This window comes from Bradyrhizobium sp. AUGA SZCCT0160 (assembly GCF_018130105.1).
In the GTDB taxonomy this organism is placed as follows: domain Bacteria; phylum Pseudomonadota; class Alphaproteobacteria; order Rhizobiales; family Xanthobacteraceae; genus Bradyrhizobium.
This window is the reverse complement of the sequence record NZ_JAFCMD010000018.1, coordinates 102,922-116,792: the sequence shown is the minus strand read 5'-3', so window position 1 is coordinate 116,792 and position 13,871 is coordinate 102,922. Positions and strand designations below refer to the sequence as shown.

The 13,871-nt window shown below is 60.7% G+C and carries 13 protein-coding genes; 6 read left to right on the top strand and 7 right to left on the bottom strand.

Features of this window, described 5'->3' with window-relative positions:
• Window positions 1–10 precede the first annotated feature (10 nt).
• Together maiA and JQ558_RS25980 are read left to right on the top strand one after the other, a co-directional pair.
• Complete coding sequence (gene maiA / locus JQ558_RS25985) at window positions 11–673, top strand: maleylacetoacetate isomerase (protein WP_212295572.1); 663 nt, start codon at window positions 11–13, stop codon at window positions 671–673.
• A gap of 1,009 nt (window positions 674–1,682) precedes the next feature.
• Window positions 1,683–2,165 carry a hypothetical protein gene (locus tag JQ558_RS25980; protein WP_212295571.1) on the top strand — a complete coding sequence of 161 codons (483 nt, stop codon included), beginning with the start codon at window positions 1,683–1,685 and terminating at the stop codon, window positions 2,163–2,165.
• 24 nt (window positions 2,166–2,189) lie between these two features.
• Here the strand turns inward: JQ558_RS25980 and JQ558_RS25975 are convergent, their stop codons facing one another.
• Complete coding sequence (locus JQ558_RS25975) at window positions 2,190–2,816, bottom strand: glutathione S-transferase family protein (protein WP_212295592.1); 627 nt, start codon at window positions 2,814–2,816, stop codon at window positions 2,190–2,192.
• A 203-nt stretch (window positions 2,817–3,019) separates the two neighbouring features.
• On the opposite strand from JQ558_RS25975, the gene JQ558_RS25970 reads away from it, so the two are divergent.
• Genes JQ558_RS25970 through JQ558_RS25955 form a run of 4 tightly spaced genes read left to right on the top strand, consistent with a single transcriptional unit; the run spans window position 3,020 to window position 6,219 of the window.
• Window positions 3,020–4,066, top strand: coding sequence for a DUF262 domain-containing protein (locus JQ558_RS25970; protein WP_212295570.1), 1,047 nt, complete (start codon window positions 3,020–3,022; stop codon window positions 4,064–4,066).
• Between the two features lie 9 nt (window positions 4,067–4,075).
• Window positions 4,076–4,699 (top strand): hypothetical protein, encoded by a 624-nt coding sequence (locus tag JQ558_RS25965; protein ID WP_212295569.1) that lies wholly within the window; start codon window positions 4,076–4,078, stop codon window positions 4,697–4,699.
• A gap of 35 nt (window positions 4,700–4,734) precedes the next feature.
• Complete coding sequence (locus JQ558_RS25960; protein WP_212295568.1) at window positions 4,735–5,151, top strand: DUF6636 domain-containing protein; 417 nt, start codon at window positions 4,735–4,737, stop codon at window positions 5,149–5,151.
• 15 nt (window positions 5,152–5,166) lie between these two features.
• Window positions 5,167–6,219, top strand: a complete 1,053-nt coding sequence (locus tag JQ558_RS25955) for an SEC-C metal-binding domain-containing protein (protein ID WP_212295567.1) — start codon at window positions 5,167–5,169, stop codon at window positions 6,217–6,219.
• 28 nt (window positions 6,220–6,247) lie between these two features.
• On the opposite strand, the gene JQ558_RS25950 is transcribed toward JQ558_RS25955, so the two are convergent.
• The 6 genes from JQ558_RS25950 to pimA all read right to left on the bottom strand — a co-directional run bounded on the left by JQ558_RS25950 (window position 6,248) and on the right by pimA (window position 13,796).
• Window positions 6,248–6,841, bottom strand: coding sequence for a GNAT family N-acetyltransferase (locus JQ558_RS25950; RefSeq protein ID WP_212295566.1), 594 nt, complete (start codon window positions 6,839–6,841; stop codon window positions 6,248–6,250).
• Window positions 6,842–6,937: 96 nt separating this feature from the next.
• Window positions 6,938–8,440 (bottom strand): glycerol kinase GlpK, encoded by a 1,503-nt coding sequence (gene glpK, locus JQ558_RS25945; RefSeq protein ID WP_212295565.1) that lies wholly within the window; start codon window positions 8,438–8,440, stop codon window positions 6,938–6,940.
• Window positions 8,441–8,686: 246 nt separating this feature from the next.
• Window positions 8,687–9,460, bottom strand: a complete 774-nt coding sequence (locus tag JQ558_RS25940) for an SDR family NAD(P)-dependent oxidoreductase (protein WP_212275852.1) — start codon at window positions 9,458–9,460, stop codon at window positions 8,687–8,689.
• A 140-nt stretch (window positions 9,461–9,600) separates the two neighbouring features.
• The gene (gene pimD / locus JQ558_RS25935; protein WP_212206195.1) at window positions 9,601–10,743 is read right to left on the bottom strand and encodes a pimeloyl-CoA dehydrogenase small subunit; all 1,143 of its coding nucleotides are present in this window, start codon (window positions 10,741–10,743) and stop codon (window positions 9,601–9,603) included.
• 169 nt (window positions 10,744–10,912) lie between these two features.
• A complete protein-coding gene (gene pimC, locus JQ558_RS25930) occupies window positions 10,913–12,103 on the bottom strand; it encodes a pimeloyl-CoA dehydrogenase large subunit (RefSeq protein ID WP_212206193.1) in 1,191 nt (396 codons plus the stop codon).
• A gap of 10 nt (window positions 12,104–12,113) precedes the next feature.
• Window positions 12,114–13,796 carry a dicarboxylate--CoA ligase PimA gene (pimA, locus tag JQ558_RS25925; RefSeq protein ID WP_212295564.1) on the bottom strand — a complete coding sequence of 561 codons (1,683 nt, stop codon included), beginning with the start codon at window positions 13,794–13,796 and terminating at the stop codon, window positions 12,114–12,116.
• Window positions 13,797–13,871 lie beyond the last annotated feature (75 nt).

The window sequence follows — 13,871 nt, the reverse complement described above, 5'->3', positions numbered from 1 at the left end:
AGGCTCCCCCATGAAATTCTTCTCCTTCTGGCGATCGCTGGCGAGCTTTCGCGTTCGCATCGCGCTCAATCTGAAGAACCTGCCGGCGGAAGTCGTGTTCATCGATCTCGACGCCAACGCGCAGCGCGGTGAAGAATATCGCCGCGTCAATCCGCAGATGGCGCTGCCGTCGCTGGTGCTGGATGACGGCACCGTGCTGTTTCAGTCGCTCGCGATCCTCGAATATCTCGAGGAGATGCATCCCGCTCCGCCGCTGCTGCCGGCCGATCCGCGCGGCCGCGCCCGGGTGCGCGGGCTCGCGCAAATGGTCGCCTGCGAAGGCCATCCGCTGCTGACGCCGCGGGTGCGCCGCTATCTCGATCACGAACTGAATTTGCGCGACACCCAGCAGGCCGCATGGCGGCGACACTGGACCGTGGAGACGCTGGCTGCGCTGGAAAGCCATCTTGCCGGCCACAAGGCGATCGGTCGCTTTTGTCGTGGCGATACGCCCGGCATGGCCGACATCTGCCTGGTCACCCACGTCACCGCGGCGGTCAATCAGCAGATCGACCTTGCGCCCTATCCGGCCGTGAAGCGCATCTTCGAGACCGCGATGGCGCTGCGGGAATTTGCCAGCGCGCATCCATCGATGCAGCCGGATACGCCGGAAGCGATGCGGAGCAAGGGGTGAGCGAGCAGCCGTCGCCATGTGAAAACCTCTGTGCATGCGCGGCAGGTCTGTTCCCTCCCCCCTTGCGGGGGAGGGTTAGGGAGAGGGGTGGCGTCATCGGGACTGCCCGTGAGAACCCCTCTCCCCGGCCCTCCCCCGCAAGGGGGGAGGGAGCCCACCGTCCACGTCGCGCGCATTTTCGATCCAACTTTCAAACAGCAGATGTGTGTTCGTATTCTCGCGGCGCATTGCGCCCGAGCTTTGCCAGAAATTTCCTTGCCCTCCAATGAGAGGGCGCAGGGAAGACCGGGTGCGCGCTGCACCCGCGGTCCCGTGTGCGGTTTGCACTAAGTAGGCTGCACACGAGCATACAGGGCAGCGGTGAACACCCGGCCTTCCCTGCGCAATGGCTTTACGGCTTATGCCGCGCTCTCCCCGGAGACGAGTTCTGGTTGACTCCGTCGCTATCGTTTCCGCTCACGCTTCTCCGACAGCTTGACGCCTGCAACGGGCGCCAGGACCACACGGTTTTGCCGTACGCTTAATCCACGCCGTCGTCAGACGTGAACAAGCGTCCACCGCATCCCGCCGCGCGTTCGTGACGTGCGCACGCCCCTCTTGTCGGGCGGGACGCGACGATTCAAACCGCTGATTTGCCCGACGAGGGAAGCGGAATTTTGCCCGTCGGGTTAATTTGTCGCAGTGCGATCACTTACCCTTCAGGGGAGGGTAAGAAAGAAGCTCATCCCTTCTGCAAGATCTCCGGGAACGGTGGTAAGACCTCGCAGTACAGATCGAACTTCCGACAACTTTGACCGCCATGACAGGATCGGTAGTTTACACGAAGCGTGCCCTCGCAGGGCCGCAATCACTGATTTCAGACCGAGCGGTTTTCCGGATGCGAATGAAAAACGCTGCGCTGTTTGCCATCGGATTCTTGTCCATCAATCTTGGGCTGCCTGACAGCGCGAGATGCCAAACCTCGCTCGCTCCTCCGCTTTCGCTTGCCCGGCCGGCACCATCGTCCGACGTGGCTGCGACACCTCCGGCCGTCATCCTGGCTTCGCCGCCAGCGGCAGCCGAGGACGCGCCTCCGCCGAGGGCAACCGCCAAGCGCGCGGCGTCGCCGGTCGCCAGGGACGGGTCACCGCCTGCGGCAACCGACGACGCGCCTCCACCAAAGCCAACCGCCAAGCGTGCGGCGCCGCCGATCGCCAAGGACGCGTCACCGCCAGCGGCAGCCGACGACGCGCCTCCACCGAGGGCGACCGCCAAGCGCGCGGCGCCGCCGGTCGCCAGGGAGACGACGCCGCCGAAACCGGCCGCCGATCACGATGGCTTCACCGCCAACCTCGAAGACGAGCCGGCTCCAAAATTACCGGACCTGCCACGCACAACTAAGCGGTCGAAGCCCGTGAAAGAGCCCGATAGCATCGCCGGGGGACCGTGGGCCAACTCCGCGGAAGATGAGACGCTAAGACGCAAGCTGACGATCTGCCGCGACTGCAAGTAATGGCGCCCGGAATGAAGGGGAGATTCACCCCTTCGGCGGATCGAGCCGCTGCAGAATTTCCTGGAACGGCGGCAGCGCTTCGCAGCGCGCGGCATGGGCTTGCAGCGCCGGATAGCGCCCATCGAACAGCTCGGGGTGCGCTTCGCTCGTGAAGCGCAAAGCGCAGGCGATCATGATGTCGGCGTGGCCGATGCGCTCCCCGAACCAGTACGGCGTCGGGATCGCCTCGCGTTCCCTTTCCAGCATTTCAAGCACGCCGCCGATCTGCGTCTGGCAGCGCTCGACCCAGAGCGCGAGCTGTTCCTTGCGCAGCACCCGCTCATAGATCAGGCTGACCGCCTTGTCGGCGAGGCCGCTGCCGAGCGCGCAGATCCGCAATTGCCGGCGGCGCAGATCGCCGCGCTCGGCCACCATCGCCGCTTCCGGGCCGACCAGTTCGTCCAGCGCATCCAGGATGGCGGTGCTCTCGATGACAGCCTCGCCGCTGGCGAGTACCAGCGTCGGCACCCGACGCAACGGATTATACGGCGCGATCTTGTCCGCATCGCCGAAGGTCGACCATGGCTTGTGTTCGAACGGCAAGCCATACAGCCGCAGCGCGATTGCGACGCGACGAACGAAGGGGGAGTCGTATTGGCCGATCAGGAACATGGAAATACGCACTTATCGCCGGAATTGAGTGGGATCAAGGCTGAGCTTGTCAGAGATTTACGGACGAGTCAGCCCGGGAAGTGCGTGCCGGCTTGCGAGACTGTGTCATTCGCGGCAAGATCGAGCTAAGGTAGAAGTTGGCGACCCACGCACTAGCAAGCTGCGCGATCGGCCGAAACTCTAATTCGGGGCCCAAGGCACTTATGAAAAGCTTCGACTCGCGAGCTTACAGCATCAACGATTTCGTTGAATGGGATAAGCAGGGACAGTTGCTGCTCAATCCAGTATTCCAGCGAAGGCCGGTTTGGAGTGAAAAAGCTAAAAGCTATTTGATGGATACGATCCTTCGGGGCAAGCCGATACCGAAGGTATTCATGCGCCAGAAGATAAACGTGACTACAAAAACGTCCATTCGAGAGGTGGTTGACGGCCAACAGCGATTGCGATCGATCCTATCGTATATCAAGGACGGCTTCAAAGTGAGTAAACTTCAAAATCCTGAGTATGGGGGCAAGCTATTCAGCCAATTGCCTGAAGATATCCAAGCACAGGTGCTTTCATACGAAGTCGCGGCCGATCTCTTAATCAATCTTCCAGATGCAGAAATCTTGGACATCTTCGGGCGCTTGAACTCGTATGCAGTGGTTTTGAATGAACAGGAAAAAATTAACGCAACACACTTTAGTGCCTTCAAAGTTTTAGCCGACAAGATCGGCTACAAATACAACGAATACTGGACTAAGCAGAAAATCCTCACTTCTCGGAATATTTTGAGAATGCAGGAAATAAACTTGGTGGCAGACCTGCTCATTGCGATGATCGAGGGTATTAAACCCAAAAAACAGATTCGACGATATTATTCTCGCTACGAAAAGTCATTTGACCACGACACAGACGAACTAGAGATGAAGTTTGCCGGTGTAATGGACAAGATCGCCCAACTCTACCCGGAGGGCTTGGCAGGAACGGAATTTGCTCGGGTACATCTATTTTATTCTCTGTTCGTTTCGGTCGCACATTGCTGCTATGGCGTACCGGGTTTAGGCGAGCAAACAGTAAATTTAAGATCCGCAGCTTCCATCGAACACGCCCGAAATGGCTTGGACCGAATTGGAGAAATGTTCGAATCAACCGACATTGCCGCGTTGGAGCCTAAGGAACGGCAGTTCATTCAAGACAGCCGCCGAGCAACGACCGACGAACCTGTTCGTGAACGGCGATCGTTATTCCTACTGGACTTAATGTCATAGGATTGCCTCGTGCCTTTGGCCATCGCGCTAGCTGAGTTCAGATCTAGCGTCGCCCAATGCGACAGTTTGATTGCTAATGCGCATCAAGTTGGTGCTTCCGGCGCACCGATCTTGCCCGCAATCGATCAAGAGCAAATAACCGTTGCAGCCTTTCTAAATCTATTCATCGCTTGGGAACGATTCCTCGAATCTTCCTTCGCCAATCTGATGACAGGTAGTCCGACGGTAAGCGGCACCTTACCTACTCGATATGTTGCGCCCCCGAGCCTGAATGACGCCAAATCCCTCATAATAGGCATCAACCGATATTTCGACTATGCGAACCACGACAACGTAAAGAAGATTTCATTGATGTACTTTCAGAACGGCTACCCTTTCGAACCTCATATCAGCAGCATCTTTTCAGATTTGGCCGACCTGAAGACTATGCGAAACTCTTCTGCACACATCACTTCGACCACTCACCAAGCTTTAGAGAGTCTGGCAGTGCGAATTTTTGGACAACCGCAGCCGGGGATATCGCTATATCGACTACTTACGACGATCGATCCGCGATCTCCCAATCAAGATACCGTTTTCGTTACTTACAAAGACAAGCTGTTGGTAACTGCGGAACTCATTGCAAACGGATGACTTTGAAAACATCGTCGTCAGACCGGAAGGACGCCATGCGCCTGCCACTCAACGTCCTCGGGCTTTTGTTGCTACTCTTTGCCGGCTCAGCTCACGCCCAGAGCGGCCCCGTCGGCTTCCAGTCGCCATCGAAAAACATCGCCTGCGCGTATTTCGACTACGACAAGCAGAACACGCTCCGATGCGACATCATGGAAGCCACGGTGACCGCGCGCCGGCCGGCCGACTGTGATCTTGAATGGGGCAAGGCGTTCGAGATGCGATCCAGGGGCAGCGCCGTGCGCCTCTGCTACGGCGATACAGTGATGGACCCCAGGATGCCGATGCTGGCCTATGGCGAGGTCTGGCAGCGCGGCGGATTTACCTGCACGTCGGAGCAATCGGGCGTGACCTGCTTCAACGCGGACAGGCGCGGGTTTTCGCTGTCGCGGGCGAAGCAGGAGACTTTCTAGGGATTGAGAAACTGCTTGCTCTATGAAGCATGGGTCGATGCAATGGCTACGATTAGCGAGCGAGAGGTGGGGTTTGGTTTAGAGTTGGGTGACAAACCTGCGGTTAGAGAGAGATGTCTTGAAGCCATACGAGACATTCAGAAGCAGTTAGCCGACGAACTGACAGGAACGTTTGAAGTATTTGATCTCGGAGTCAATCCGGAGCTTTCGTCAAAAATTGACATTAACAGAGATCTTGATTCATTGATGCAAGCTAGCATTTGGCACGCCATTGCAACTAAATTTGAGTTTAAGCTGAAGCTCTTGCACACGGTCGATGGCTATCTATCGGCGGTCGGGTCAAAGAATCCGGTCGCCACATTCCTATTGGCAAGATACCTCGTCGAACTAGTGGCGACGGTTAGCGAGATCGACCTCCTGATGTCGGCATGCCAGAAGATAAGCCTCCGCGACGGCATAGGTCGAGCGACAAATTTTCTCGCAGTACTGTACCGCGCTAGACACTCAACATCCGACGAACGCTTCAAGTCGATATTTTCCGAAGTCGGTATTCCGGCAGAACATCAACGACCAATTAGAATATCTACAGCGATAAAGCGTCTAACTTCGCGCCGCGGATTCAGTTCAGCAAATTCGATCTATGCTATGTTGTCCAATCTTTGCCATCATAACGGCTCCGGCCACAAAATGTTAGCAGAGAGAATTCGCGAAACTGATAGAATTGTTACACGGGGCGGAATGCCGATCTACGCAAAGAGTAAGGCTGCCGCAATAACGCTGGCTTACCCGGCGTCAGGCTTCGCATCAAATGCGCTCGGGTTGACAGCGCGAGTCGCTTGGTGGAGCGCCCATTCGGCAAACCAGATAATTGAAGAATTAGACGAGACACCTTTTACCGATAATGAGCTCCGCACCATCACCCGCGGTCGGATAATTAACGCAAAGCGATACTTCCAAGGCTCAAAGCCAGTAGCCATCAATCGCAAAGTACCAACGAAAGTAAGACGCAACGATCCATGCCCGTGTGGGTCGGAAAAGAAGTACAAACTTTGCTGCGGCAAGGCGTAACTATCGTGGATTATGCGATAGCCTTCTGTTATCCAATCACCGGCACGTGACTCGCCGCGTCACGCGGCGCCGTTCCATCAAGCCGCGGATCGTCCTCGATCTCGATTTGCCGCCGGAACGCGCGAAAACCCGAGCGCAGATAGAACGCCACCGCGCCGGGATGATCGTGGGTGCAGGTGTGCAGCCAGAGCCGCGCAATCGGACGCGACCATGAAAGCTCCAGCGCGCGATTCATGAGCCAGCGGCCGGCGCCGCTGCCGAACAGTTTTGTGGTGACGCCGAAGAAAGTGATTTCGCATTGGCCGGCCTCGCGAAAGTCCAGCTCCAGCAAACCCTCGTCGCGCCCCTCGTGCTCCAGCGCATAGACTTCCACCAGCGGCGAATGAATGATCGCCGCGAGTTTGGCGTCCCCCATCCGCGCCCGTGAAATCCATAGCCATTCCTCGCCGACGCGGCGGAACAGCTCGCGATACCAGTCGAGCGCGGGCGTCTCGACCCGGCGCAGCGTCCAAGCGCCCGTAGGGTCGGACGGGATTGCCGGAAGTTCGGTCATCTCCAGATGCGTAACGACGGTGGCGATCTTGCCGGAGGGAACGTCGAAGTCGCCGTCGGGAAGGATCATCGGGTACTCTCGGTCGAAGGAAGTAAAACGTGGATCGCCGGGTCGTCTAGTGCGAAGACGCGCTTCGCGCTTTTTGCCCGGCGACGACGGGTAGAGCTACCCCTCCCCCTCGTCGCTCGCCAGCAATCCCTTCACCGCCCTGCCCCACCCGGCGAGCTTCCGCTCCCGCGTTGCCTTGCTCATGTTCGGCTTGAACCTGTGCTCCAGCCGCCAATTGTCGGCAAATTTTGACGGCTCGGGATACACGCCGGCCTGCAGCCCGGCGAGGTAGGCGGCGCCGAGCGCGGTGGTTTCCTGGATCATCGGGCGATCGACCGGCGCATCTAGGAGATCGGCGAGGCGCTGCATGGTCCAGTCGGAGGCGGTCATGCCGCCGTCGACGCGGAGCACGTTGGCGGCTTTTTCGCCCGGCCAGTCGGCGCGCATCGCCTCGCGCAGATCGTAGGTCTGGTAGCAGACGCTTTCCAGCGCAGCGTGCGCGAGTTCGGCAGGGCCGGTGTTGCGGGTCAGGCCGAACAGCGCGCCGCGGACGCGCGGATTCCAGTACGGCGCCCCCAAGCCGACGAAGGCCGGCACCAGATAGACGCTCTGCATGGAGTCGGATTTGTCGGCGAGCGGGCCGGTTTCCGATGCCTGCTTGATGATGCCGAGGCCGTCGCGCAGCCATTGCACGGCGGAGCCGGCGACGAAGATCGAACCTTCCAGCGCGTAGGTGCGCTTGCCGTTCAATTGATAGGCGATTGTGGTGAGCAGCTTGTTCTTCGAGGCCACCGGCGTGGCGCCGGTGTTGAGCAGGGCAAAGCAGCCGGTGCCGTAGGTCGACTTGATCATGCCGGGCGTGAAGCAGGCCTGGCCGATGGTCGCGGCCTGCTGGTCGCCGGCGATGCCTGATATCGGAATCGCGCCGCCGAACAGGCCTGGCTCGCTCTCGCCGAATCTGGCGGAAGAATCCTTCACCTCAGGCAGCATCGAGCGCGGCACGCGCAGCAGTTTCAGCAGGTCGTCGTCCCATTCGCCGGTGTGGATGTTGAACAGCAGCGTGCGCGAGGCGTTGGTGGCGTCTGACGCGTGCACCTTGCCGCCTGACAGACGCCACAGCAAATAGCAATCGACGGTGCCGAACATCAGTTCGCCGCGCGCGGCGCGTTCGCGCGCGCCGGGCACGTGGTCGAGGATCCAGGCGACTTTGGTGCCCGAGAAATAGGGATCGATGATCAGGCCTGTTTTGGCCGAGATCGCCGGCTCATGGCCTTCGGCCTTCAGTTTGGCGCAGATGTCGGCGGTGCGGCGGTCCTGCCAGACGATGGCGCGGTGCACGGCCTGACCGGTGGCGCGGTCCCACACCACAGTGGTCTCGCGCTGGTTGGTGATCCCGATCGCGGCGATGTCTTTGGCCTTCAGCCCGGCTTTTTCCAGCGCTTCGCGGCAGACCATCACCGTCGAGGTCCAGATATCCTCCGGCTCGTGCTCGACCCAGCCCGAGGCCGGGAAATGCTGCGGGAATTCCTGCTGCGCCGTGGCGGCGATCGAAATGTCCGATCGAAACACGATGGCGCGCGAGGATGTGGTGCCCTGATCGATGGCCAGCACAAAGGACATGATGGTGCTTCCCGGAAAGGTTGGTGGTGGCCGAGAGGCAATCCGATTGAGAGGCGAAGGTCAATATCTCACCGTCGTCCCGGCGAACGCCGCTCTTCCTTCTCCCCTTGTGGGAGAAGGTGGCGCGAAGCGCCGGATGAGGGGTCTGTATCCTCAAACTCGAATCTTGCGTGAGGAGAGAACCCCTCACCCGTCGCCTCACTTCGTGAGGCGCCACCCTCTCCCACAAGGGGAGAGGGAAGAGCGCTACGTCGCCGCCGTCGTCACGCCGCCATCCACCACAATCGTCTGCCCGGTCATGAACGTCGAGGCATCCGACGCCAGATACGCCACGGCACCTGCGATTTCGTCGGGTTCGCCGATGCGGCGCAGCGGCGTCGAGGCGGTGCGACGCTTCAGATTGTCCGGGTCTTCCCACAACGCCCTGGCGAAATCGGTTTTCACGAGGCCCGGCGCCACGCAATTGACGCGGACGCCCTTCGGGCCCCATTCGCCGGCGAGGCTGCGGCACAGCGAGAAATCCGCGGCCTTCGAGATACCGTAGGCGCCGATCACGGTCGAGCCGCGAAACCCGCCGATCGAAGAGATGATGACGACCGAGCCGTTGCCGCGTTCGGCCATCTGCGGGATTGCCTGCGCGCAGAGCCAGATGTTGCTCTTGACGTTGGAGCCCATGATCTTGTCGAAGGCCTCGTCCTTGATGTCGAGCAGCGGGCCGTAATACGGATTGACCGCGGCGTTGCAGACCAGGATGTCGACCTTGCCGTAATGCTTTGTGGTGCCCGAGATCAGCGCGTCGACTTCCTCGCGGCGCGAGATGTTGCAGGGAATGACATGGGCATCGCCGCCTGATTTCTTGATGCCTTCGGCGACCTCCGCGCAGGCATCCGCCTTGCGGCTGGAAATCACGACCTTGGCGCCGAGCTTTGCCAGCAATTCCGCCGAGGAGCGACCGATGCCGCGGCTCGAGCCGGTGATGACGGCTACCTTGCCGGTGAGATCGAACGGGGTGTTTTTCATTGTTGTTTTCTCCCTGCTTCCATTTTTTCAGTCGTCATCGCCCGGCTTGACCGGGCGATCCAGTATTCCAGAGACGGCGATGGAAGAACCGAGAAGCCGCGGCGTACTGGGTCCCCCGCCTTCGCGGGGGACGACCATCATCAGATCAACCCGCCCGCATCCGTCACACGGCGCAGATGATAATCCGTGTCGCCAAAAGTGTTCTCGATCATGGTCAGGCGCTTGAAGTAGTGGCCGATCTTGGCTTCCTGGGTCATGCCGATGCCGCCGTGGAGCTGGATCGACTGCTGGCCGACGAATTTCAGCGACTTGCCGATCTGCACTTTCGCGGCAGCCACAGCCGTCGCGCGCTCCTTGGCGTTGTCGAAATCGGCCGCCATGGTCGCGAACATCGACATGCTGCGGGCCTGTTCGACGGCGACGAACATGTCGGCGGCGCGGTGCTGCAGGGTCTGGAAGGTGCCGATCGCGACGCCGAACTGTTTGCGGGTTTTCAGGTACTCGACCGTGGATTTCAGCGATTCATCCATCGCGCCCACGGCCTCCGCACACATCGCGGTGCGGGCGTCGTCGACCACGCGCTCGATCAGATCAAGCGCGTTCTCGGGATCGCCGATCGCAGCCTCAGCGCCAACCTCGACGCCGGTCAGCGTGATGTCGGCGGCGTGCAGGCCGTCCTGGGTCGGATAGCCCTTGCGGCCGATGCCCTTGGCGTTGGCGGGCACCAGGAACACGCCGATGCCGTTCCTGTCGCGCCGCTCGCCCTTGGTGCGCGCGGTCACGATCAGGGTGTCGGCGTTCTCGCCGTTGATCACGACGAATTTTTCGCCGTCGATCACCCAGCCCGCGCCCTTTTTCTTCGCGGTCGTGGCGACGTCGGACAGATCGTAGCGCGAATTCTTCTCGAGCTGCGCAAACGCAAAGGTCTTGCTGCCGTCGATGATCCCGGGAATATGCGCGGCCTTCTGCTCGGCCGAGCCGCCATGGCGCAGGAAGCCGCCGGCGATGACGACGGTGGCCAGGTATGGCTCCAGCACCAGCGCCTTGCCCATCGCCTCCATCACGATCGCGGTTTCAACCGCGCCGGCGCCGAAGCCGCCGTCTTCTTCCGAGAACGGCAGACCGAGCAGCCCCTGTTCGGCAAGCTTGCCCCACACGGTCTTGCTCCAGCCGCCCTTCTCGGTGCGGTATTTCTTGCGCGCCTCGAAGTCGTAGGAATCGTTGAGGAGACCGTCGACGCTTTCCTTGAGAAGCCGCTGCTCCTCGGACAAATCAAAATCCATGTTGTTTACTCTCTCCAGAAATCATGCGGGCAACGCTGTTGCCTGATCCTCGATCGTCATCCCCGCGAAAGCGGGGATCCAGTAATCACCGGCGGTGTGTAAGCCACGACTGCCGCGGCGTACTGGGTCCCCGCCTGCGCGGGGACGACAGTTGTGGTTGTGGCGAAGCTTACAACCCCAACACCGCCTTGGTGATGATGTTGCGCTGGATCTCGTTGGAGCCGCCGTAGATCGAGACCTTGCGGTTGTTGAAGTAGCTCGGCGCGATCTGCGCGGTCCAGTCCATCGCCTCGTTGGAGCCGTCGTCGCCATGCTCGTCATAGGGCGCGGCGAACGGTCCGATCACTTCCATTAACAGCTCGGTGGTGGTCTGCTGGATTTCCGAGCCCTTGATCTTCAAGACCGAGGACGCCGGATTGGGCTTGCCCTTGCCGTGCTTGCCTTCGTCGGCGACGACGCGCAGCTGGGTGAGCTCGAGCGCCTTCAACTCGATCTCGCAGGCCGCGAGCTTCTCGCGGAACCCCTGGTCTTCGAGCACGGGCTTGCCGTTGGATTCGACCTTGGCGGCGAGATCCTTGATGCGGCGCAGCCGCTCCTTGGAAACGCCGACCCGCGCGATGCCGGTGCGCTCATTGCCGAGCAGGAATTTGGCGTAATCCCAGCCCTTGTTCTCCTCGCCGATCAGATTCTCGACGGGCACCTCGACGTCATCGAAGAACACTTCGTTGACCTCGTGGCCGCCGTCGATGGTTTCGATCGGGCGCACCGTGATGCCCTTCGACTTCATGCTGAACACGATGAACGAGATGCCCATCTGCTTCTTGGCGTTGTTGTCGGTGCGGCAGAGGCAGAAGATCATGTCGGCGTGCTGCGCCAGCGTGGTCCAGGTCTTCTGGCCGTTGATGATGTATTTGTCGCCACGGCGCTCGGCCTTGGTCTTCAGCGAGGCGAGGTCCGATCCGGAGCCCGGCTCGGAGAAGCCCTGGCACCACCAGTCGTCGACATTGGCGATGCGCGGCAGATACTGCTTCTTCTGCGCCTCATTGCCGAAGGTGTAGATCACAGGGCCGACCATGCTGACGCCGAAGGCGAGCGGCGCCGGCGCCGGGTGCATCTGCAGTTCTTCGTTGAAGATGTAGTGCTGCACGGAGGTCCAGCCGGTACCGCCATATTCCTTCGGCCAGTGCGAGACGCCCCAGCCCTTCTTGTTCAGGATGCGCCACCAGGTCACCATCTCGTCCTTGGACAGGTGGCGGCCTTCCTGCAGCTTGCGCCGTGTATCCGGCGGCACGTTATCCTTGAAGAAGGCCCGCACTTCCTCACGAAACGCTATTTCTTCCTTGCTGAAAGCGAGATCCATCGGATCCTCCTTACTGAGCTAACCGTTGTTTGGGTTGGGCCGTCTGCGGCGAAGGCTGCCGCAGGCGCAATTCATGACGCGAAAGTTTTCCGACCGGCGTGCGCGGCAGTTCATCGACGAAATCGAGCGCGGCCGGAATTTCATGCTTGCCGAGCTTGCCGGTGAGGAAGCTGCGCAACTCGTCCAGCGCGAACGGTTTTGCATCCGCGCGTAGCTTGATGAAAGCCTTGGCGGCCTCGCCGCGGTAATCGTCGGGAATTCCGATCACGATCACTTCCTGCACCGACGGGTGGGTGTAGATCGCCTGCTCGATCATCTGCGGATAGACGTTGAAGCCGCCGGAGATGATCATGTCCTTCTTGCGGTCGACCAGGTAGAAATAGCCGTCGCCATCCATGTAGCCGATGTCGCCGGTCAGGAAGCGGTCGCCCACGAACGCTTCGGCGGTTTCCTGGGGCCGATTCCAGTAGCCTTTTGTCACATTTGGTCCGCGGATGCGGATTTCGCCGACTTCGCCGACCGGCATCAGCTGCTTGGGATCGTCGAGCGACACCACGTCCATCTCGATCCCCGGCAGCATCAAACCGATCGAGCCCGGCTTGTCCGGCCCTTCCTTCGGGTGCGCGGTGCCGGGCGAGCAGGTCTCGGTCATGCCCCAGCCGCTCTTCAGCTTCATGCCGACCCGCTGTTCGAGGATCCGCGCGACCTCGACCGGCAGCGGTGCGCCGCCCGAGCCGACGCTGACCAGCGAGGACAGATCGCGCTTGTCGAGATCGGGCAATGCGGCGATCGCGATCCACATCGTCGGCACGCCGGGGAACGCGGTGGCGCGCTTCGTCTCGATATCGCGCATGACAGCCTCGACGTCGAAACGTTGGTGCAGCGAGATCAGATGGCCGCGCCGGATCGAGGACAGCAGCACCACCGTCAAGGCATAGATATGGAACAGCGGCAGCACGCAGATCACGCGCTCGATTGGATTGTTGCGCTCGGCGCGCGATGGCCTGCCCCAGACGTCGTAGACCGACACGGCCGACGTCAGGTTACCGTGGCTGAGCATGGCGCCCTTCGGCAGGCCCGTGGTGCCGCCGGTATATTGCAGCAGCGCGACATCATCGGCGCTGATATCAGGCCATTGCGCGGGTCTTGCCGCGCCGTCGGTGAATTGCCTGTAGGTGATGACGGCCGGATTGTTCGGCAATGCCGTCTGCGGCGTGCCGACCTTGCCCCAATCATCGTCCTCGCAGACGATCAGGCGATCGAGCAGACCCTTCTCGAGGAATTTCAGTGCGGTCGGCAACAGCGCCGACAAATTGCTGGTGACCAGCACGCGCGCGCCGGAATCCGAGAGCTTGTGCGACAGCGCGATCTCGCCGTCGAGCGGGCTGAGATGCACGATGCGGGCACCGGCCTTCAGCGCGCCGAAGAAATTGACGGGATGGTCCGGCGAATTGCCGAGGAACAGCGCGACCGATTGATCCTTGCTGTAGCCGGCGCGAAGGAAGGCCGAGGCTGCCGTCGCTACCAGCGCTTCGAGCGCAGCGTAGCTGATCGGCCGGTCGCGGAATTCGAGCGCCGGGCGCGATCCGAACTCGCCGGCTGCTGCCGACAACAAATCAGGCAGCGTGCCGCGCGGCAGCGGATCGTCCCAGTGAACGCCTTGCGGATAGAACTGTTCGCCGGGATGGGTCATGTAAGTTTCGACGACCGTGAGGGAAGCATAAATCTAGGGGCTCCCTCCCCTCTTGCGGGGGAGGCCCTCCCCCGC

Bases quoted from the DNA above. Each gene is read 5' to 3' on its own strand.
- maiA (WP_212295572.1), top strand. From the start codon at position 11: ATGAAATTCTTCTCCTTCTGGCGATCGCTGGCGAGCTTTCGCGTTCGC.
- JQ558_RS25975 (WP_212295592.1), bottom strand. From the start codon at position 2,816: ATGTTCCTGATCGGCCAATACGACTCCCCCTTCGTTCGTCGCGTCGCA.
- JQ558_RS25970 (WP_212295570.1), top strand. From the start codon at position 3,020: ATGAAAAGCTTCGACTCGCGAGCTTACAGCATCAACGATTTCGTTGAA.
- JQ558_RS25960 (WP_212295568.1), top strand. From the start codon at position 4,735: ATGCGCCTGCCACTCAACGTCCTCGGGCTTTTGTTGCTACTCTTTGCC.
- JQ558_RS25950 (WP_212295566.1), bottom strand. From the start codon at position 6,841: ATGATCCTTCCCGACGGCGACTTCGACGTTCCCTCCGGCAAGATCGCC.
- glpK (WP_212295565.1), bottom strand. From the start codon at position 8,440: ATGTCCTTTGTGCTGGCCATCGATCAGGGCACCACATCCTCGCGCGCC.
- JQ558_RS25940 (WP_212275852.1), bottom strand. From the start codon at position 9,460: ATGAAAAACACCCCGTTCGATCTCACCGGCAAGGTAGCCGTCATCACC.
- pimD (WP_212206195.1), bottom strand. From the start codon at position 10,743: ATGGATTTTGATTTGTCCGAGGAGCAGCGGCTTCTCAAGGAAAGCGTC.
- pimC (WP_212206193.1), bottom strand. From the start codon at position 12,103: ATGGATCTCGCTTTCAGCAAGGAAGAAATAGCGTTTCGTGAGGAAGTG.
- pimA (WP_212295564.1), bottom strand. From the start codon at position 13,796: ATGACCCATCCCGGCGAACAGTTCTATCCGCAAGGCGTTCACTGGGAC.